Source organism: Slackia isoflavoniconvertens (genome assembly GCF_003725955.1).
Lineage (GTDB): Bacteria > Actinomycetota > Coriobacteriia > Coriobacteriales > Eggerthellaceae > Slackia > Slackia isoflavoniconvertens.
On the sequence record NZ_QIBZ01000001.1, the window covers coordinates 1 to 21,249 of the forward strand.

Here is a 21,249-nt window from a genome sequence, read left to right on the forward strand (position 1 = left end):
GGCCCTCTCGAGCCCGGCCCCGGTGTTCTCGAACGGCATCGGCGGGCGCATCTCCGCCCCGCGCTCGTCGACCGCCCCTATGACGTGGTCCGTCTTGGCGATGTCCACACCCGCGTAGATCATTCCCTGCTCCCTTCTGCGATGCGGCGGGGCCTGCCCGAGCGCCCGGGACCGCAACCTCCCAAAAGGGATCCGAGGTGGCGCGTCGCCCCTCATCCAGCTAATTCGCGGCCTTTCCCGAACGGGGCAGGATGCCACTCTCCTTTGCGAGGTCGCACCCGTCGCCTCAGCCGTCATGTCGGCATCCCTGCCCGCCAGAGTCTGCATTGCATCTGAAAGCATTCGATATTCGGCTCCCAAATGCAACAACTAAAAGATAGGAGTTCTCATGGCTGTCGAATCGGTGAACTACCAATGCCCCGCATGTGGTGGACCCCTGCATTTTTCTGAGTCGAAAGGCCTCATGGTCTGCGACTACTGTGAAAGTTCTTTTGAAGTTGCGCAAATTGAGGCGCACTATGCCGCCAAGCAGTCTAAGGCCGATGCGTCGGCGGTGGCCGCAGCCGAGCGTGCGGCTTCCGGCGAGATGAGCGCGTTTGAGGCCATGGGCGCAGCCGACGGCGTTGCGGTGGCCTTGACCGAGGATGTGCTGAATGCCGCTGCTGCGACAAGCGGCCACGCAAGCGAGGGCGATGAGGCCATTGCGTCGTTTCTCTCGCGCGCCTCGTGGAACGAAGGCGAGCGCGACGGTTTGCGGTCGATGACGTGCTCGTCGTGCGGCGCGGAGATTACGTGCGATGCAACGACTGCGGTTTCGGAATGCCCATATTGCGGCAACCCCGCAGTGACCCCGGGCGCGTTCGTCGACATGGCACGCCCCGATGGTGTGGTGCCGTTCAAGCTCGACAAAGACGCTGCAGTTGCTGCGTTGAATGACTATTACAAGGGCAAAAAATTCCTGCCAAAGAAATTTATCGCCGCGAACAAAGTCGAGCATATCCAGGGCGTATATGTGCCGTTCTGGCTTTACGATGGTTCGGTTGAAGGAAGCGGCACGTTTGAGTGCCGCAACGAGCGCACCTATCGCTCGGGTGATGAGGAAGTAACGCGTACGACGGTCTACGAGGCTTATCGTGCGGGCGATTTGGATTTCGAGCGAGTTCCCGTTGACGGTTCGGCGAAAATGCCCGACGGGCACATGGATGCGATCGAGCCGTACGATTTCGACGAGATGAAACCTTTCTCGGTCGCGTATTTGCCGGGCTATGTTGCCGAGCGCTATGACGAAGATTCGAAAGTGTGTTCCAACCGCGCCGAAGAACGCATGCGCCATTCCTTCGAGCACGATTTGCGTGCAACGATTACGGGCTACGATTACGTCGATACGGGAATCGTGCACTCCACGACGCAGATGACGGGTTGCATGCAGGCGCTTCTTCCGGTGTGGATGCTGCATACCACGTGGGAGGGCAATGACTACCTGTTCGCCATGAATGGACAAACAGGCCGATTCGTTGGCGATTTGCCCGTTGCAAAGTTCAAGGTTGCGGCGTGGTTCTTCGGTATTTTCGTTGCGCTTGCCGCCGTGCTGTTCGGCCTCGATATGGGCGTGTTCCAATTCGATGACACCCTGGCGAGCGTATTCGTGGATGGCGTGATTCCTGCAGTGGTTGCGGCGGTTGCGTGTATCGTTTTCTACAATCAAATGAAAACCGCCGAAGTGGCGAGCGATGCCCAGGCCTATCGATCGTTTGAGGGGTTGAATCTTACCGGTGAAAGCGAGCATTTCGTGCGTGAATACGAGACGCGCCGCCGCATCGAGAAGAACGACGATTAGCCAAACCCAGCAATTAGCGAAACCCAAGGTTTCAAGCCGAACATATGTCGCGGCGGCTTTCGGTCACCGCGACATATGACATGTTTGGGGCTCTTTGCGACGCATTCCTGGGTCATTTTGGGTTTGTGCGGCGCGGGTTGTGGCTGAGTTCAAGCGGGCTGGCTCGGTGCGGTAACCGACCCGGAGTCGCTGCGGGCATTTGGTCTGGAATTGCATCTTGCCCGGAGCCCCGTTCGGCTTGATGTTGTGGTTGATTTGGCGTTGCAACTGGCTTGGCGTCGCGGTTGGCTCGCTATTGCGGCTAGCATGGCGCTGTGGCCGACTTGGCGCTGCAGCTTACCAGCCAATCTGGCACGGCAACTTACCTGGTGTCGCGATTGGCCGTTGCCGCAGTTGGCTCGGCGCGGCAGCTGGTGCCGCAGTTGGCATGGCAATTGGGCTCAGTCGATCCGCGTTCGCGTCTCGCCAAGCAGAGTCGTGGCGTCGATCATCGGCGCATTGCCATCCAGCGTAAAAGAAAAGTGCAAATAGTGACAAGAGTTGTGAATTCGGGGGCTTTGAAAGGCCCTTTTTGGCGAAATAGGACGTTGTAAGTCCAACCGCCTTTCGTGGATTCCGCATCGACCAATCGTGACCTGGGGTTACTCGTTTGTACAGAAAAGCCTCCTCGGCTTTATGCCCCCGAATTCGCAACTTTTGTCACTTTTAAGCAAATCGTTTTACGCTGGCGGGCTTTAGCCCATGTTGCTTCGCACGGCCGCGCGACGTTTCGTGTCCACAAGTTTCGGGCGCGCTTCTCGTTCGGGTCGGTCGGCCTGCCTTGGTTGCGTTCGCTCCGAACCGTCATTGAATTGCGGGGGATTGATAAGTGCTGCTGCTTGTTTGGGCAGATCTTTATGTTTCTTTCTTTTCTAAAGTGTAACGTGGCTGCTACCGTCTCGACAAAAGGCACTATCGCGCGATATAGTGCTTGAGCGCCTTAGTTCGACCGTATACCCGTTTGTCTAGAGAATTCGTTCGCGAGGCTCGGTATACTAGAGGCGTCATTCTGGGGGTTTCGGAATGTAAATATGTTTGTAAGCGGGCGTCGGGTCCGCGTGAGGCAGCGCGCATCCGACGGCCGCTTTCATGCTGCCGTGCATGTGCGCGGCCTTATAGGGAAAGTGAGAGGTGAAGCATGCCTGGTTTGCAATTGATGGATACCACCATTCGCGACGGCCAGCAGAGCTTGTGGGCTACCCGTATGTCGCTTGGCGACATGCTGCCCATCTTGCCGAAGATGGACAAAGTAGGGTATTGGGCCGTTGAGGCGTGGGGCGGTGCGACGTTCGACACGTGTCTGCGTTTTCTTGACGAGAACCCGTGGGAGCGTCTGCGTTCCATCAAGGCGCATATGCCCAACACCGATTTGGCCATGCTGTCGCGCGGCCAGAACCTGGTAGGTTACAAGCATTATTCCAAGGACATCGTGAACCGTTTCATCGCATGCGCGAAAAAAGACGGCATTCAGGTGTTCCGCGTGTTCGACGCTCTGAACGACATTCGCAACGTCGTCGACAACGCCGAGGCTATTAAGGCGTGCGGCGGCTGGTTCGAGGGCGCTATCTCTTACACCGTATCGCCCGTGCATACGCTCGATGGCTTTTTGGAGTATGCCCAGAAACTGAAGGACTTGGGCGCCGACTCCATCGCCATCAAAGACATGGCGGGCTTGCTTACTCCGTATCGCACCGAGCGCCTGGTGAAGGCGTTCAACGCCGAAATTGGTCTGCCTGTGCACGTGCATACGCACTATGTTGGCGGCATGGCCCCCATGAATATCATCAAAGCGGCGGAAGCGGGCGCGGCGATTTGCGACACTGCGAGCGCGCCGCTTGCATTCGGCAACTCTCACCCCGCGGTCGAGACGATCGTTGCTGCTCTGCAGGAAAGCCGTTACGACACGGGCTATGATTTGGAGCTGCTGTTCGAGATTGCCGAGTATTGGGAAGAAGTGCGCAAGCGCGGCCACTATAACCGCGGCGTCTCTTCGCTCACTCATATGAAGGTGTACTCCCACCAGATTCCTGGCGGCATGATGTCAAACCTCATGGGCCAGCTTGAGATTCAGAAGGCGACCGATCGCCTTGACGAAGTTATTCGCGAGATTCCGCGCGTGCGTGCCGAGGTCGGCTTCCCACCGCTTGTGACGCCCATGAGCCAAATTGTTGGCACGCAGGCCGTGTTCAACGTGCTTACCGGTTCGCGCTGGAGCATTGTTTCCAAGGAAATGAAAGATTACCTGTGCGGCTACTACGGCAAGGCGCCGGGCCCCATCGATCCTGCGATCTATCAGAAGGTTGTCGGCAATTCCGAAGTGCTGTCGCCCGATGTTTCGCCCGCGTCACTGAACACCACGACGTTCGACGAGCTCGCCGAGGAAATCGGCGATTTGGCGAAGAGCGAAGAAGACGTGCTCATGTATGCCCTGTTCCCGAACGAGGCGCGCACGTTCCTCTCGAAGCACCGCGCAACCGAGAAAGTTGAATTCTTGCTGGAGAACGAATCCAGCCTTACCAAGGAGGACGATTACGTGGATATCAACCAGATTCGCGAACTGCTGAAAGTCGTTGAAGAGTCGGGCGTCGGCGAGATTTCCGTCGAGGAAGACGGCATGCGCATCAATGTCCGCATGCCTGGTTCCGTGCCCGCGGCCGTTGCTCCCGTTGCTGCGGCTCCTGTTGCCGCCGCTGCCCCGGTCGCCGCGCCCGCTGCGGCTCCTGCCGCCGCACCCGCCGCTGCCGCGCATCCGGCAAATTGGGTATGCGTGAACGCCCCCATGGTCGGCACGTTTTATGCCGCTCCCCAGCCTGGCGCTCCGGCCTTTGTGAAGGTGGGCGACGAGGTTGCTGCGGGTGAGACGCTGTGCATCGTTGAGGCCATGAAGCTCATGAACGAGATTTCCGCTCCCGAGATGGGCACCATCCGCGAGATTTGCGTGGAAGATTCCGAGCCTGTCGAGTTCGGCACCCCGCTGTTCTGGATTGAGCCGCATGGCCAGGCCGTCGCGGGCGAAGGGGCGTAAGGCATGTTCGACAAAATTCTTGTCGCCAACCGCGGCGAAGTGGCGTTGCGCATTATGCGCGCCGCTCGCGAGCTGGGAGTGAAAACGGTTGCGGTATATTCCACGGCCGACAAAGACACGCTGCCCGTTCGCTATGCCGACGAAGCCGTATGCATTGGCCCGGCTCCTGCTGGCAAGTCGTACTTGAATATGGCGAACATCATCGCCGCGGCAACTACCACGGGTTGCCAGGCTGTGCATCCGGGCTATGGCTTCTTGGCTGAGAATTCCGATTTCGCACGCGCATGCGCTGACAACGATTTGGTATTCATCGGCCCCGCCCCCGAGTGCATCGACCGAATGGGCGATAAGGCGGCTGCGCGTGAGACCATGACGATGTGCGGCGTGCCTACGGTTCCTGGTTCCGACGGTGTAGTCGAGAGCGTCGATGATGCGCGCGAGTTCGCTGAGCGAGTTGGCTACCCGGTGCTTATCAAGGCATCTGCTGGCGGCGGCGGCAAGGGCATGCGCGAAGTGCACGCGCCCGAAGAGCTCGCCGATGCGTTTATGGCGGCGAAGGCCGAAGCGAAGGCCGCGTTCGCAAACGATGACGTGTATATCGAGAAACTCGTATTGCGTCCTCGCCATGTTGAGATTCAGGTGCTTGCCGATGACTTCGGCCACCAAATCGCCCTGTGCGAGCGCGACTGCTCCATTCAGCGTCGTCACCAAAAGCTGCTCGAAGAGGCCCCGTCGCCCGCGCTTGACGAGACCTTGCGTCGCAATATGGCGGTGGCCGCCGTTAAAGCCGTTCGCGCGGTCGATTACCGCAATGCGGGCACCATCGAGTTCTTGCTCGACAACGACGGCAAGTTCTACTTCATGGAAATGAACACGCGCGTGCAGGTCGAGCATCCTGTGACCGAGCAAATCACGGGCATCGACATCATTAAGGAGCAGCTGCGCATCGCGTCGGGCGAGCCTATGAGCTGCGCCGACGAGGCGCCGTTTGTGCCGAATGGCCACGCAATCGAATTCCGCATCAATGCGGAGGACCCGGAAAACGGCTTCCGTCCGTGCCCAGGCGCCATTACGCGTTTCGATGTTCCGGGCGGTCCGGGCGTGCGCGTCGAAGCGTACGTTCAGGCGGGTTCGGTTATCTCGCCGTTCTACGACTCCATGGTGGCGAAGCTCATCGTATGGGGCCGCGATCGTGATGAAGCACTGGCCCGTGGCCGTCGCGCGCTTTCTGAGTTCAATATCGAAGGCATTGCGACTACGATTCCGTTCCATCAGGCGGTGCTGGAAAACGAAATCTTCCAACGTGGTGAAGCTCATACCGACTTCATCGAGGTCACGGGGCTGTAATGAATCGCGCCGTTCTCTAGAGCGATTACCTGTGCAACGTCGGGAAGCCCCCATATGGGGGCTTCCGTTGTTTTGGGACGCATGGAACAAACGAGCCTGTGGGGTCAAGTGGGCGATGGGCCAAACAAGCTTATGGGCCAAATAGAAGCATGGGGCAAACGACGCATGGAGCAAACCGGTCTATAGGCCGACCGGACGAACGTGCAATCGGATGTATGGGTGCACGGCGCGTTCTTTTGCGATAAAACGTGGGAACGCATCTCTGGTATTTCGCTATGGGATTCAACCTCGATTCGGCGGAGCGCTCATTTTCCGCGGTTTTGCGTTACCATGGGGAAACTCGTTTGCGCATTACTCATGGTCGCGTTTTGCGGCCTTTTTCATATGGAAAGGAATTCCTCATGGGAATGCACGTGAATTCGGCACTGCCCGATCCGGCGCAGATTAAAGAAGAACTGCCGCTCGCACCAGAACTGAAGGCTTTGAAGGCCAAGCGCGATGCTGAGATTCGCGACGTATTTACGGGCGTCTCGAACAAGTTTCTCGTGATCGTCGGCCCCTGCTCTGCCGATAACGAAGACGCTGTGTGCGAATACACGAGTCGCTTGGGCGAGCTTGCGCGCGAGGTTTCTGACAAGCTGCTGATTATTCCGCGCATTTACACCAATAAGCCGCGCACTACGGGAGAGGGCTACAAGGGCATGCTGCACCAGCCAAACCCCGAGGCCGCGCCCGATTTGTCTGCTGGCATTCAGGCGATTCGCCACATGCACATTCGCTCTATGGCCGAAAGCGGACTCACCGCCGCCGATGAGATGCTGTATCCGGAAAATCGCAGCTACCTCGATGATATTTTGAGTTATGAGGCTGTAGGCGCGCGTTCGGTTGAAAACCAGCAGCATCGCCTCACCGCAAGCGGCATGGATATTCCTGTCGGTATGAAAAACCCCACGTCGGGCGATCTCTCAGTGATGCTGAACTCCATTGTTGCGGCGCAGCATGGGCATAATTTCATCTATCGCACGCACGATGTGACCACTGATGGAAACCCTCTGGCGCATGCGATTCTGCGCGGCGGCGTTGACAAATACGGCACGACGCATCCGAATTATCATTACGAAGACTGCATTCGCTTGTGGAAGATGTACGGCGAGAAGGGGCTTGCCAATCCCGCCGTGGTGGTCGATGCGAACCATTCTAATTCGGGCAAGCAGCACAAAGAGCAAATTCGCATCGTGGGCGAGGTGCTGCACAATCGCAACTATAACGAAGATTTGCGCACGCTCATCAAGGGCGTGATGGTCGAAAGCTACCTGGTGGAGGGTCGCCAAGATATCACCGAGCACATGGAATACGGCAAATCGATCACCGATCCGTGCTTGGGATGGTACGATACGGTAAGCCTGATTTATCACATCGCTGAGAAGTGCTGATTTCGCCGTTCCGCCGAGCGGCGAATCGCTGACGTTTGCTTGACTTGGGATTTAATTATTGGAGGTGGCGATGAAAACCATCGCGCTTGTTGGCGGCATTGGGTCGGGGAAATCGACCATTGCCCATATGTTTGCCGAGTTGGGCGCGGGCATCATCAATCTGGATGATGTGGGCCATTTCGTGCTTACGACTCCTGGCGTAAAGTACGACATTGCGCGCACGTTCGGCGCGAATGTATTCGATGAGCGCGGCGAGGTGGTGCGCAGCCGTCTCGCGGCCGCCGCATTCGATACGCCCGAGCATACGGAATGGCTTAACGCCATTACACATCCCGTCATTATGCAGGAGTGCCGTCGCCGCATTGGCGAGCTGGGCCAACTGCACGACATGGTGGTTGTGGAAGTTACCACGGGCGTCGAGAGCAAGCGCGATGTGCGCTGGGCCGACGCTCTGGTTGCTGTGGTGGCGCCCGCGTGCGTTCGCATGGAACGCGCTTGTGCGCGTGGCGACCAATCGACCGTCGATGTGAGCCGTCGCATCGCTTTGCAGAAAACCGACGCGCAGCTTGCGGCGATCGCCGATTTCACCATTGACAACGGCAGCGACCTTGAATCTGCTCAGGCAGAGGTCAAGCGCGTGTACGACGCCGTTATGGCGCAGTAAATTCGAATGATCATGGGGAAGGCGTCGATGCATGCGGCGCCTTTTTTATTTGCGATGCGTTTACGAACATCTGTTCGTTTTGTGGTAGCATGGATTGATGCAGGGTCGCACCGCGTGAAAGGGAGTTCGCATGAGCAGCCACTTGAGCAATATCGAAGGCGCCGCCATGGAGGGCAAATTGCCCGAAGTGCGTCTTGCGAACGCGCCGTTTCGCGTTGTGAGCCCCTACGATCCTTCAGGCGATCAGCCTCAGGCCATTCAAAAGCTCGCCGACGGAGTAGAGCGTGGCCTGCGCTACCAAAACCTTTTGGGCGTCACGGGTTCGGGCAAAACATTCACCATGGCGAAAGTCATCGAGGCAACTCAGAAGCCCACGCTCGTCATGGCGCCGAATAAAACGCTTGCGGCCCAGCTTGCGGCCGAGCTCAAGGAATTCTTCCCCGATAATGCAGTGGTCTATTTCGTTTCGTATTACGACTACTATCAGCCCGAGGCGTACGTGCCTTCGACCGACACCTTCATTGAGAAAGACGCATCGATCAATGAGGAGGTCGAGAAGCTGCGCCATGCTGCGACATCGAGCCTGCTATCTCGCCGCGATGTGATCGTGGTGGCGTCGGTCAGCTGCATTTACGGTATTGGCTCGCCGATGGACTATGCGGGCATGGCGGTGTTTCTCGATAAGGAAAAGCCCGCTGAGCGCGACGATGTGATTCACGAGCTTATCGATATCCAATACGATCGCAACGATTATGAACTCAAGCGTGGAACCTTCCGTGTGCGCGGCGACGCGCTTGATGTGTTTCCGCCGTATGCCGACAATCCGGTGCGCGTGGAATTCTGGGGCGATGAAATCGAGAGCATCCAGGAAATCGACAACGTGACAGGCAAGAAGCTCAACGAATTCGAGGCATTGCCCATTTGGCCTGCGTCGCATTACGTTACCGCTCGCCCGAAAATGGACCGAGCCATTCAAACCATTCAAGACGAGTTGCGCGATCGATTGGCGCAGTTCAAAGCCGAAGGCAAGCTGCTCGAGGCTCAGCGCTTGGAAATGCGTGTGAATTACGATTTGGAAATGCTCGAAACCATGGGTTTTTGCAGCGGCATCGAGAATTACTCGAGGCATCTTGACGGCCGTGCGCCAGGCGAGCCCGCGTATACGCTTCTCGACTATTTCCCGAAAGATTTCCTGTGCATCATCGACGAGAGCCACGTCACGGTGCCGCAAATTCGTGGCATGCACGAAGGCGACCGCAGTCGAAAGGTCACGCTCGCCGAACATGGTTTCCGTTTGCCGAGTTGTCTTGACAACCGCCCTTTGCGCTTCGACGAATTCGAGCAACGCGTGCCCCAGTTCATTTACGTGTCGGCCACGCCGGGCGACTATGAGGAAAAGGTCAGCCAGCAGCAGGTCGAGCAGATTATTCGCCCTACGGGGTTGCTTGATCCCGATATCGATGTGCGGCCTATTGCGAGCCAAATCGACGACATTATCGATGAAGCCCGCGAGCGCGCTAGTGCTAACGAGCGCGTGCTCATTACCACGCTCACGAAGAAAATGGCGGAAGATCTTACCGACCATCTTCTTGATCAGGGGATTCGTGCTCGCTATATGCATTCCGACATCGCGACGCTCGAGCGCGTCGAGATTCTGCGCGATTTACGCCGTGGCGAGTTCGACGTGCTTGTGGGCATCAATCTGCTGCGCGAGGGCCTCGATTTGCCCGAAGTGTCGCTCGTGGCTATTCTTGACGCTGATAAAGAGGGTTTTCTGCGCAACTACCGCAGCCTTATTCAGACTATTGGCCGCGCTGCGCGAAACGATCATGGACATGTGATTATGTATGCCGACAAAATCACCGATTCCATGGACAAAGCGATTTCTGAAACGCGTCGCCGCCGTGAGATTCAGATGGCCTATAACAAAGAGCACGGCATAACGCCGAAAACCATCAAGAAGGCTATCAACGATGTCATGGGCTTCATGAACGATGGCGACGGAAACCAGGTGCGCAGTGCCGAAGAGGTGAACCGACAGCTTGCCGAGCTTTCGTGCGGCGAAGTCATGCGTGTGATTTCAAGCATGGAAGACGATATGGCCGCCGCCGCCCAGGCGATGGATTTCGAGCGCGCCGCGCAACTTCGTGATGAGGTGGTGCGCTTGAAAGCTCAGATGCAAGGCGAATCGGAGAAAGACGTGCTCGCCGACTTGAAGAAGACGGCTCGCAAGGGGAGTGCGTTTGGCAACCGCAAGAATTCCGCCTACGGCAGCGCGCGCCGCAGCTAAGCTTCATCGTTTTTGAGGCTCAAGCGCCGTTCGCCGGAATGCTGCACGGCGCATGGAGGCGCGCGTCCCGCGCCATAGGTGGACGGGCGTTTGTTTCCTGCGCGTTAATTCATCAAGCTGCATAAAAATGTGCAAATTTAGGCTTTATTTTTATGGCGTCCTCCCTTAATATAATGAAGATTTATCAATAATCGGCAGAAAGGGAGCAATGAGCACTCATTCTAAAGGCAAGGCTTCTGAAATGAAGCACTATGCAGGCAAGGCCGTTTTCTCGGCTGCTGTGGGCCATGCGCTTGACGGCTTGGATCTTATGATCTTGAGCTTCGCACTTTCCGGCATCATGGCGACGTTCGCCGTCGACAATACCACCGCAGGCATGCTTACCTCCATCACGTTGGCTGGCGCCTTCCTTGGTGGTTTGATTTTCGGAAAACTTGCTGACAAATATGGCCGAATTAAAGTTCTTACTTATTCGGTCATTTTTTTTGGCGTGTTCACCCTGGGCTCGGCCTTCGCGCCTAACTTCGAGGTAATGGCCCTTTGCCGCTTCCTCGCTGGCTTGGGCATCGGCGCCGAGTTCGGCCTGGGCATGGCAATTGCCGCCGAGGTCTCGAGCCCCGAGAATCGCGCGAAAAGCACGAGCGCCGTTGGCTTGGGCTTCCAGGTTGGCGTGTTGTGCGCTTCGCTCTCTTCTGCGCCCATCATTGCGGCGTTTGGCTGGCGCGGCCTGTTCGTGGTCGGCTTTATTCCCGCCATTATCGCAATCATCATTCGTGCGTTCGTTCCCGAGCCGCCGATTTATGAGGAGCACAAGGCTTCTGGCAAGGCCCACGGCAAGCTGAGCGACCTGTTTGCCACACCCGAGCGTGCTAAGTTCTCGATCATCATCATTATTCTGTGCACCGTTCAGAATGCCGGCTATTTCGGAATTATGACGTGGCTTCCCAAGTACCTGAACTCTGAGCTCGGCCTGAGCCTTACGTCTACGGGTCTGTGGACCGCCGTGACGGTTCTGGGCATGATGATCGGCATTTCTGCCTTCGGCTTTTTGGCCGACAAGGCTGGACGTCGTCCTGCGTTCTGGACGTTCCAGGTTGGCGCTGCTGCGATGATTATCATCTACAGCCAGCTCACCGATCCCACGGCGCTGCTCATCGGCGGCTTCTTCATGGGCATGTTCGCCAACGGCATGATTGGCGGCTACGGTACCCTGATCGCCGAGCTGTTCCCGACTGAGATGCGTGGTACCGCGCAAACCGCGCTGTACAACGCTGGCCGTTTCATCGGTGGCGCTTCCGCTCCGGTGGTTATTCCGATGATCGCTGCTGGCCATGGCTTCGGCTTCGCCATCGGCTGCGTTTCCTGCATCTATGTAGTCGCTTTCATCGCGATGTTCTTCATTCCCGAGAAGAAGGGCGCTACGCTCGAATAGCGACCGGCATTTCGCTCTCACGCATTGCCCAGTGTACTGGTCGCGAGGTTTAATGCTACCGACCAATAGGCTTGACGCTCATCGGGCTTTGCACGGCGGTCTGTCTGCATGCGTGGCCAATACTGTTCATGAAAAAAGAGGTGTGGTTTAAACCGCACCTCTTTTTTTTGGCCACGTTCGCGTGCATGAAGTGTCTTTGGCATTGCTCGTGCCGTGACGCAAAAAAAGCGGCCCTCGAGAGGGCCGCAGTATGCGTAATTGGGAGCGGGGAATCCGCTCTATGCGGTCACAGGCACGCCTTCGCCGAAAAGCAGCTCGTGCTCAGGGCCGGTAAGGGCCGCTCGGGCCTGGTCGCGCAGATTGTTCATGCCGCTGAGGAACTGGCGATACATCACGAGCGTAAGATAGCGCCCCATGGTTGAAGGCACGAGGCATTCCTCGTTGTCGACATCGAATGCGCCATTTGCGCGCATGAAGCCCATTTCAACGGGCATCGCCGCGTCGACGCTCTTGCCGAACATCTCTTTGAAGGCTCGCTTGTCGAAACGCAGCTGATAGAGCCCGAGCAAGAAACAATAGCGCATGTGGTCGTGCTCGCGCACGGGCATCTGACCCATGATCGACATATGGCCGCGCTCAATCGCCTCGTTGTACTCATGCAGGCTGAAAGTGTTCACGTAGAGCTTTCCGTTCAGATATGAAATCGATCCCGAGCCAATGGCGGGGTATTCGTCGTAGCTTACCTGCAGCTCCTCTACGGGCAGCTCGTGGTCTTGCTCGCCCTTTTCATTCAAGCGGTTGAACGTCCACACGGTTTCGCGCTTGAATGCAGGGGTATCGCCGCCGCAAAGGCCTTCGTCGAGCATCTTGTAGAACTCGAACTCGCGATTATAGTCCATGGTGCCGAGCGACTGCTCCATCTTGCGTGTTGTGGCGCTTGAAACATACAGCGGGCTGAACGTGGTCTGACGGCAGCCGCATTGCTTGATTTTCTCGATATCGTCAAGCAAAATCTCTTCGGTTTGAGAAGGGAAATTGAAAATCATGTCGACGTTGAGGGAGTCGAAACGCGATGCTGCGTTGCCGATACGTTCGAGAATCTCTTCACCCGAACCATATTTCTTGCAGCGATCCATTTGCGTGAGCAGCTCGTTGTTGAAGCTTTGCACGCCCACCGAAAGGCGATTCACGCGGCCGCTCAGTGCCGAAAGCCAAGGGTCTACAAGGTGGTTTGGATTGGTTTCGCAAGCGACTTCTTTGATGTTGAAGTTCTCGCCTGCCATATCGATGGTGCGGCAGAGTTCGTCGAGCAAAATAGTAGGCGTGCCGCCGCCGAAGTATAGGCTTTCGAAGTCGTAGCCCATATCTTTGAGCATCATCATTTCGCGACGAAGATTCTTGAAGTACGGTCGCGCGGTTGTCTCGCGGAAGGGGTAGCGGTTGAAGCTGCAGTAGGGGCACAGCACCTCGCAGAAAGGTACGTGCAGGTACAGCATGTATTTGCGTCCCGGTTCGGGGCCAGGCAGGAATTTCTCGGTCGTGGGGTCGATGATGAGATGGCTCTTCGTGATGTTTTTGACGATCCCCGTGAGCATGCGTTCGCTCAGCATGAAAGCGCTCCTTGCGTTTGATCGTGTTGCCGTAAGGCGGTTCGGTCTTGTTGGCGTATAGGCGTGCACGCATGCGCGAATCTATACGCGGCGAACACCACGTTGCCAAGCCTCCCCAGACTACCCCAAGGCAACGTACTGTTTTGCATTTGAGCATACTACCGCTTAGGTATGCAAAAGCAACCGTAAACCGAATTGTTGTTGAAAAGTTAACACGACCAACGTATGCGAACGAAATGTAATGGTTTGCAGATGGGGGGATGATGCGGCTGTTCTTCCAGGAGGACTCTTGAATAGCTCTGCTGGTGGCGCGCTTGTTTGCTTCTCATTATGGGAATGCGCTTCAGGGAAGGATGAAACTCGTTGGTTGGGTTCGTGCATCGGCAAGCCTATGCTATGCGGGCGTTCTTGAATGCGATTGCTTCCACGAGGCGATACGGGCTCTTCAATCCCGAAAGGCCGCCAGCGGCGACCTTTCGGGAAGGGACTTCGGGGCCGGGAGGGAGGAAAGCCCCGAAGGATGCGCTCGTGGCCGGAAGGGTGATATGCCCGAGCGCCGAGTTTTCAAGCTCACGGCCGGCTCCAAAGGGAAGGGAACGGGAATACCGGCCGTTTATCAATCGTGCTTTGCACGAGTCGAGCGGCTCTTGCGCGATGGAAGGGTGGATGCTTGCCGCTTCGACGGTTTCCATAATAAGGGTGGGGCGTGTTGAAAATCCCATAAGGGCACCTGATAAAAGGCTGAATAATTCTGAACAAAACCTTAAAATGGAGAGGAGCGCTCGGGCGCTCTGCACCCTCATGATAGGATTCCGCCCATGGATATGAACCAAGCGAACATATTAGTATGCGATGATGAAGTTGAGGTCGCCGACCTTCTCAAGCATGTGCTCGAACGTGAGGGTTTTGCCGTCACGTGTTGCCATTCGGGCGATGCGGCCCTCACATTGCTTAATGCTCAGGTATTTGACCTGGCTATACTCGATATTATGATGCCCGGAATCGATGGCTTCGAAGTCTGCCGTCAAATTCGCGGCGGTGCGGCCGGCTCAAATACCGACATGCCCATTGTGTTTCTCTCGGCTAAAACCGAGGAATTCGATAAGGTGCTTGGCTTCACCTTGGGCGCCGATGATTATGTGACAAAGCCATTTAAGGCTCGCGAACTCGTCGCCCGCCTTAAAGCACGCCTTCGTGGCCGCAGCGCGGCTCCCGCTCCCAGCGACGTGCTCTCGGTGAGCGGCATCGAGCTCGACGAAACAAACCATACGGCGGCCTTGCACGGCTGCGAGCTTTCTCTTACGCCGAAGGAATTCGATTGCCTGGCCGAGCTTTTGCGCGCAGGTGGGGCTCCTGTTTCGTCAAAGGCGCTGTTCGAAAACGTATGGGATGAGGAATACACGTCTTCGTCTCACAATGCAGTCATGGTCTATATTCGTCGCCTGCGCAAAAAGCTCGCCGAGGTCGATTCTTCTGAAGAGCTCATCGAGACCGTATGGGGCGTTGGCTATCGCATTCCCGAAAAACGCCGTGGTTAGCCCATGAAGCGTGATTCGGAAAACGAGACCCGTGCCGACAAGGCCGAACATGCGCGAGTCGCACGCAAAAGGCACGAGTCGCCTAAAATGCATGTGACCGAACAAACGCGCATTCTCGTGAAGCGCATCGTTCGCAATACTTTCGCGGCCACGGTGGTGTATGCGGTTGTTTTCTTCTCGATCGCTATGGCGGTTAATATTATCGTTCTGCCTCAAGTGGGCGAGGCAGTAGCTAAGGTAACTTCTCCGTGGCAGTACGTGTCGGCCGATGTGGCGGGCGTGCAAAACGACGAGTGGTTCATACAGAAAGAAAACGAGCTTAAAGCCGACGTGGTGCGCAAATACTTGCACGAGCTCATCGACACCGCGGTTCCCGATGCGGGTTGGGGTTTGGCGCAGAGTGCGGCGAACGCCAAGAACGTGCAAACGGAAGGCGCCAATCCTGAAACTGTGTACACCATCTCGTCGCAACCGGCCGATGCCGGGGAATACGCGGCGTCCGCCTCTCAGGGCTTGGTTCAGGGCGATAGCCTGTCGTTTGTGGGCGCGCCTTATGCGTCCCAGGCGGCTAAGCAGGTTGTTGTTTCCGCCGTTGATTCGCGCAACTTAGGCCAGGCCGCCAACGTCTACGACGCGTTGTGGTCGGCTACGAAAGATTGGGACAATAAGCCCGAGCAGGTCGATTCGCTCTATGACGAAGCAGCAGCTGCGCTCGATTCCGACTTTTCCCAGGTGGTTGTGCGTTATGCCTACGATGCGGGCTCGGGCATCGAGACGGTGACATATGCGGGCGGTCAGCAAATGCAGCGCGATTTGTCATCGTACAACAACATTCGCGCCCTGAAGTACCCCGTGGCGATTACGCTGTTTTTGTCGGGCATTCTCGTGATTATGGCGTTTGCCATTCGCAAGAGCCTGCGCTATTTTGACGACCTGTTCGTTTCGCTGCGCGCGGTGCTCGTTGACAAAGGCGCGTCGCTCAAGCTTCCGAGCGAGCTTTCTCTTGCCGAGGAATCGATTAACGATATCAAGCGCAAAAACGATGCTGAGCAGCGCGCCGCCGTTGCCGCCGAGCGTCGCAAGAACGAGCTTGTGGCCTATTTGGCGCACGATACCAAAACGCCGCTCACTTCCATCACGGGGTATCTCACGTTGCTCGAGGAGGCGCCCGATATGCCCGTTGAGCAGCGTCAGCGATATGCTCACGTGGCGCTGTCGAAAGCGTACAGGCTCGATGCCATGCTCGACGAGTTTTTCGAGATAACCCGCTACAACTTAGGCGCCATCTCCATTGAGCGCGAGCGCTTCGATTTGGCGTTGTTCTGCTATCAGGTTGCGGAAGATTTCTATCCTGAAGCGGAAGCGCGCGGAATCGATTTGAAGGTGAACGCCACCGAGGGCGATACGGTATTTGCCGATGCTACGAAAATGGCGCGCGTGCTTTCGAATGTGATTAAAAATGCGGTGGCGTATGCCGACCCCGATTCGACCATTTCGATTGACGCTCACGCCAAGCCCGATGGGGCGTTCAAGATCGAAGTCACGAACCAGGGACGCGAAATCAGCCCCGAGCATCTCAAACGCATTTTCGAAAAGTTCTATCGCGAAGACGACGCGCGTGCCACGCGCCAGGGCGGGGCGGGCCTCGGTTTGGCGATTGCGCGAGAGATCGTCGCGGCCCATAACGGCACCATCGATGCGACGAGCGAAAATGGCGTGACTCGCTTTGTAATCGATATTCCTGCGTCGAAGTAGGGAATCTCCTTCGTGGGGCTTTTGTAAACGCACGGGCAACGGTGCGAAGAATCCGCGAAAGGCGTTGACTCTCCCATTATGGGATAGTTTAGGGTATCTCCTGCACAAAGATGAAGGTGCGCGGGGCGCGCCATAAAGGGAGTAACGAACATGTCTGAACAGCAGCTTGAAGTGAAGGAATTCGATCATCCACCCTTGCCGAAAAACTGGCTGAGGACGGTTGTCATTATTTGGCTCGGCCAGGCGGCGAGCATTCTTACCGCATATTCCTCTATTTATGCAGGCGTGTGGTTTGTGACCGAAACGACCGATTCGGCGCTCATGCTGGCGCTCGCTTCGCTGTGCTCCATGCTGCCGCAGGGCTTGCTCGCCCCGCTCGGCGGCGTGGTGGCCGACCGCTTCAATCGCAAGTACGTGCTCATCGCCGCCGATGCTTTCGTGGGAACCATGGCATTGATCATGGGCATGATTATCGCCATGGGCCATGTGTCGGTGCCGCTCGTGCTTATCATGGGCGCGCTGCGCAGCGTGGGCCAGGCGTTCCATATGCCCGCCATGGAATCCACGATGCCGCTGCTCGTGCCGAAAAAGCACGTGGTGCGCGTGAATACCATGAATCAGAGCCTGTGGTCTATGGCGCTTGTGGTCGGCCCGGTTCTCGGTATTTTCTTGTACACCGTGGTGGGCTTCCAGATGGTCCTGTTCCTGAATGCTGCCGGCTGCGCCGTTGCGTGCTTGGCTCTCGCGCTTGCGAAGATTCCCGATTTCCACGACGATTCCGACGAGGCGCGCCATCCTATCGCAAGCTTGAAGGCAGGTTTTGCGACGCTGAGCGCCGATAGGGGCCTGCTCATTTTGTGCGGCATCGTCATGGCGATTATGGCCATGTATACGGGCATCAACTCACTCTTCCCACTTATGACGTACGACCACTTCCACGGCGACGGCTATGCAGCTTCGCTCATCGAGGGCATATATGGCGCGTTCTCGCTTGTCGGCATCGCCATCCTGTTTATATGGGGCGGCGGCAAGCGCTTGTTGCGCGTGGTGGCGTTCTCGGGCACGTTCTCGGGCATCATCCTTATTGCTACGGGTCTTCTTTCGCCGAGTATGTTCTTCTGGTTCGCGGTGCTCACGGCAATCTCGGGCGTTGTTGAATCGATGTACAACGGCCCGCTTCTCGCCGTGGTGCAAAAGCGCGTTCCGCCCGAAAAGCTCGGTCGCGTTATGGGCCTGTTCAGCACGGTGACGGCGCTTTCTTCGCCTATCGGCTTGGGCCTCGCGGGCACCTGCGCAGAATTCACCGGCGTTGCCATGTGGTTCGTGATTTCGGGCGTGGTGGTTACGGCGGGTGGTTTGGCGATTGGCCTTTTGCCGTCGCTTCGCAAACTCGACCGCGAAGTCGCCGCCACTTTTGATGAGATCGATGTAAGAAAAACGAACCCGACGGTTGAAAACGCTGTCGAATAGGCGAAAATCCTCCTGATGAATTAATCGATGCGGCGTGTCTTCGCAGGTGCGCCGCATCGTTGTGTGAAAAGGGGCGTCTGTGGTCATTCTGGGTGCGTTGGTGAACGGCATTGCCACGGTAATTGGTGGCGTGCTTGGCTTGGTGTTCAAGCGTCGTGTATCGCAGAAGCTGGGCGATTTTCTTATGCAGGGCCTGGGCCTGTGCGTGATGCTCGTGGGCGTGCAGGGCATGGTGAAGGGGCAAAGCATCACCATTACCGTGCTCTCTATCGTTGTTGGCGGCATTCTGGGCTATTGGATCGACATTGATGCGGCGATTCACCGTTTTGGCGATTGGATTCAGCGCAAGCTCGACGCCGCATTCAAGGGGTCGACGGCGCTCGGCAACTTTTCCGACGGCTTTGTTGCCGCCACGCTGTTCATCTGCATTGGAGCCATGGCGATTCTTGGGTCGCTGCAAAGCGGCCTGCAGCTCGACCACTCCACGCTGTACGCCAAGGCCCTTATCGACATGGTCGTGGTTATGGTGATGGCCACGACGTTGGGCGTTGGCGTGCCGTTTTCAGGCGTGTGCGTGTTCGTGTATGAGGCGGCGTTGAGCTTGGCCGCCAGCGCGCTTGCGCCCCTTCTTACCGATGCCGTGATTGCCGAAATGGTGTGCGCGGGTAGCTTGTTGCTGCTCGCCATTGGCATGAACATGCTGAAAATCACCGATATTAAGGTAGCGAATTTTCTGCCCGCTGCATTTCTTCCCATTGCGCTGTGCGCGATTCCCGGCCTGATGTAGCCGAAGCGGTTCGCGCCCTTACGTGCGGCCGAAGCGCTCTTGAATTCGATTCGCCCTTGGCTCTTTTGCGGAGCCTAGAACATTTGACGCCGAGCCGTCTTTAAGATGGCTCGGCGTTTTCTTTAGAAGCCGCTATTCCGTTTCATTTCGTCGGCTTGCGCGCAGGCGGCGTTCGGGTGGGCGACGCGCGCTCCGCATGCAGTGCAGTATTTCGCGTCGTCTTGCAGTTGCGCGCCGCATTTCGTACAGAACATCGGCTACCCCTCATTTCTCGGTGCAATCTTCGTTGAACCTATCATATCGAAATCGCAACAACGAAATAGAGATGCTAACCGAGTAAAAATCGAAGCTTTCGTCGAGAGCCCGTTCTCTTTTTAGGCGCGATTCATGAGCTGATGCGGGTCATAGTCGGGCCTTCGCGCGCAGGTTTTTCTTCGGCGGAAGCTAATCGGTGTATCGCTCGATGTAGTCCAGAAGCGCCTGGCGGGAATGCAGGTCGGTTTTCGAATAAATACGCTTCACGTGCGTGTGCGCCGTGCCGGGCGCGATGCAGAGCTCTTCGGCGATTTTTGCTTGCGTAAGGCCCATGGCATAGAGCGTGAGCACTTCGGTTTCGCGGTCGGAAAGCAGGAATTGCTTCTGCATTTCCTGAGCGCTCGCACGTACGATTGCCTTGCGCATTTCGGTGCCGGGGGCAGCTTCGTCCTTAATGCCGAGCAATCGCTGCACGCTTATCGCAGTCGCTTTGGTTGCGGCGGTTTCGTCTCGTTCGAGCATAAGGAATTGAAGGAAGATGAACTGGGCGGAAATAAGCAGCAATCCGCCGCACAGCGCCGTCGGCAGCGAAGTTGAGGGGAACTGGGCGTAAAGTGCGATGCTCGTCACGCGCACGAGCGAGCGCGGAAAAATGAAAACGCCCCAGCCGGCGATTGCGTAGTAGTACGCGTCGCGGTGTCCATAGCTGGAAAACGCGATGATTAGATAGAGAATGAAGCCAGTCATGGTGACGTTCATGGCGTTGCCAAATACGGCTCCAATATCGAGTCGCTCGGGAAAGAGCGCGAACAGCAAAAGGGCGATGGATCCCAAGCCTTGCATAACGACCCAGGTGCCAATGGTCATGGCGTTCTTCTTGCCTTTGATGGTGCCCCAGAGCAGGCCAATGAATACGCCATCGATGAGAAGGGTGTATAGCAGCCGCGTGACGCGTGTGAATGGGATGGGGTCGCCGTCGGGAAAACCCTTTAAAAAGCCTATGGCGATGGACATAAGGAACGATCCTATGGCAATAATGCCGAGGAATCGCACGCTGTCGGCGTTCTTTTGAGCGAAATGGAAATAGCCGCGCGAGGTTGATTTGATATCAATTTCTGCGGGCAGCGGTTTGTGCCTTGCGGCGGCGATGGCGGCGTATTGCGCGAGTACTGCCATTGCAAAGATGAGGCAGTGAACCATGCGTGGAATGAACGAGAACACGTACAGAATCGTCTCGCTGGCGATCATGGCGCCGAACACGATGATGATGGCTGTCGTGCATGATGCGCCGCGGCAACGGCGCAGCCAATAGAACATGCAAATCCATGCCGATGCGGTTACGAGGGTCGACGCTGCCATGCGTGCCACGGTGAAGCCTGGTGCATGCGCTTCGATGAGCGCGACTGCGGCGATTCCTATTGCTTCGAGCGCGATGCAAAGGTTTGTGCTGTGGAAGATGGCGCGCTTGGGGATAGTTTTGTCGGTAAGGCCAAGCACGACCATGAGTATGAGCAACGGAACGAGCGAGATGAACGACGCCCCGTCGGTATAAATTCCTGCATCGGTCCCCATGTAGCTGCCGTATGCGCCCACAATCATGCCGGTTCGTGCCAGCATGAGCCCCATTGAGGTTGGCAGGAGGGCCAAAAGCAGCTCTTTTGTAATTTCCGTGCCGGCAATTCCTCTCTGTTGCTCGGCGGCGTTTGTCTCTTCGCCCTGATTGACGATACCCCCTTCTATCCCCTGTGCATCATGCGCGGTGCCCCC

General features: G+C 56.9%; 14 protein-coding genes. 11 read left to right on the forward strand and 3 right to left on the reverse strand.

All coding sequences use genetic code 11. The features are described from left to right. Positions 1-388: 388 nt before the first annotated feature. The 7 genes from DMP05_RS00010 to DMP05_RS00040 all read left to right on the forward strand — a co-directional run bounded on the left by DMP05_RS00010 (position 389) and on the right by DMP05_RS00040 (position 12,067). A complete protein-coding gene (locus tag DMP05_RS00010; protein WP_123218625.1) occupies positions 389-1,837 on the forward strand; it encodes a TFIIB-type zinc ribbon-containing protein in 1,449 nt (482 codons plus the stop codon). Positions 1,838-3,014: 1,177 nt separating this feature from the next. Continuing rightward, the gene (gene accB, locus DMP05_RS00015; RefSeq protein ID WP_123218626.1) at positions 3,015-4,901 is read left to right on the forward strand and encodes an acetyl-CoA carboxylase biotin carboxyl carrier protein; all 1,887 of its coding nucleotides are present in this window, start codon (positions 3,015-3,017) and stop codon (positions 4,899-4,901) included. A 3-nt stretch (positions 4,902-4,904) separates the two neighbouring features. Then, the gene (gene accC / locus DMP05_RS00020) at positions 4,905-6,248 is read left to right on the forward strand and encodes an acetyl-CoA carboxylase biotin carboxylase subunit (RefSeq protein ID WP_123218627.1); all 1,344 of its coding nucleotides are present in this window, start codon (positions 4,905-4,907) and stop codon (positions 6,246-6,248) included. Between the two features lie 401 nt (positions 6,249-6,649). Further along, the gene (locus tag DMP05_RS00025; RefSeq protein WP_123218628.1) at positions 6,650-7,681 is read left to right on the forward strand and encodes a 3-deoxy-7-phosphoheptulonate synthase; all 1,032 of its coding nucleotides are present in this window, start codon (positions 6,650-6,652) and stop codon (positions 7,679-7,681) included. A 70-nt stretch (positions 7,682-7,751) separates the two neighbouring features. Continuing rightward, on the forward strand, positions 7,752-8,345 hold the full coding sequence (coaE, locus tag DMP05_RS00030; RefSeq protein ID WP_123218767.1) for a dephospho-CoA kinase: 594 nt from the start codon (positions 7,752-7,754) through the stop codon (positions 8,343-8,345). A 130-nt stretch (positions 8,346-8,475) separates the two neighbouring features. Further along, positions 8,476-10,635, forward strand: a complete 2,160-nt coding sequence (uvrB, locus tag DMP05_RS00035) for an excinuclease ABC subunit UvrB (protein ID WP_123218629.1) — start codon at positions 8,476-8,478, stop codon at positions 10,633-10,635. 208 nt (positions 10,636-10,843) lie between these two features. Beyond that, positions 10,844-12,067, forward strand: coding sequence for an MFS transporter (locus DMP05_RS00040; RefSeq protein ID WP_123218630.1), 1,224 nt, complete (start codon positions 10,844-10,846; stop codon positions 12,065-12,067). A gap of 278 nt (positions 12,068-12,345) precedes the next feature. On the opposite strand, the gene DMP05_RS00045 is transcribed toward DMP05_RS00040, so the two are convergent. Next, entirely contained in the window at positions 12,346-13,677 is a 1,332-nt protein-coding gene (locus tag DMP05_RS00045) for a coproporphyrinogen III oxidase family protein (protein ID WP_123218631.1), read from the reverse strand. Between the two features lie 818 nt (positions 13,678-14,495). On the opposite strand from DMP05_RS00045, the gene DMP05_RS00055 reads away from it, so the two are divergent. The 4 genes from DMP05_RS00055 (at position 14,496) to DMP05_RS00070 (ending at position 19,227) form a co-directional block, all read left to right on the forward strand. Then, the gene (locus tag DMP05_RS00055) at positions 14,496-15,215 is read left to right on the forward strand and encodes a response regulator transcription factor (protein WP_123218633.1); all 720 of its coding nucleotides are present in this window, start codon (positions 14,496-14,498) and stop codon (positions 15,213-15,215) included. 3 nt (positions 15,216-15,218) lie between these two features. Further along, complete coding sequence (locus DMP05_RS00060; protein ID WP_123218634.1) at positions 15,219-16,970, forward strand: sensor histidine kinase; 1,752 nt, start codon at positions 15,219-15,221, stop codon at positions 16,968-16,970. A gap of 150 nt (positions 16,971-17,120) precedes the next feature. Then, a complete protein-coding gene (locus tag DMP05_RS00065; RefSeq protein WP_123218635.1) occupies positions 17,121-18,440 on the forward strand; it encodes an MFS transporter in 1,320 nt (439 codons plus the stop codon). Positions 18,441-18,519: 79 nt separating this feature from the next. After that, positions 18,520-19,227 carry a DUF554 domain-containing protein gene (locus DMP05_RS00070; RefSeq protein ID WP_123218636.1) on the forward strand — a complete coding sequence of 236 codons (708 nt, stop codon included), beginning with the start codon at positions 18,520-18,522 and terminating at the stop codon, positions 19,225-19,227. Positions 19,228-19,349: 122 nt separating this feature from the next. Here DMP05_RS00070 and DMP05_RS10260 read toward each other — a convergent pair whose 3' ends face one another. Both DMP05_RS10260 and DMP05_RS00080 read right to left on the reverse strand, forming a co-directional pair. Continuing rightward, positions 19,350-19,481 (reverse strand): zinc-ribbon domain-containing protein, encoded by a 132-nt coding sequence (locus DMP05_RS10260; RefSeq protein ID WP_123218637.1) that lies wholly within the window; start codon positions 19,479-19,481, stop codon positions 19,350-19,352. Positions 19,482-19,671: 190 nt separating this feature from the next. Beyond that, entirely contained in the window at positions 19,672-21,099 is a 1,428-nt protein-coding gene (locus DMP05_RS00080; RefSeq protein WP_244594971.1) for a response regulator transcription factor, read from the reverse strand. Between the last annotated feature and the right edge of the window lie 150 nt (positions 21,100-21,249).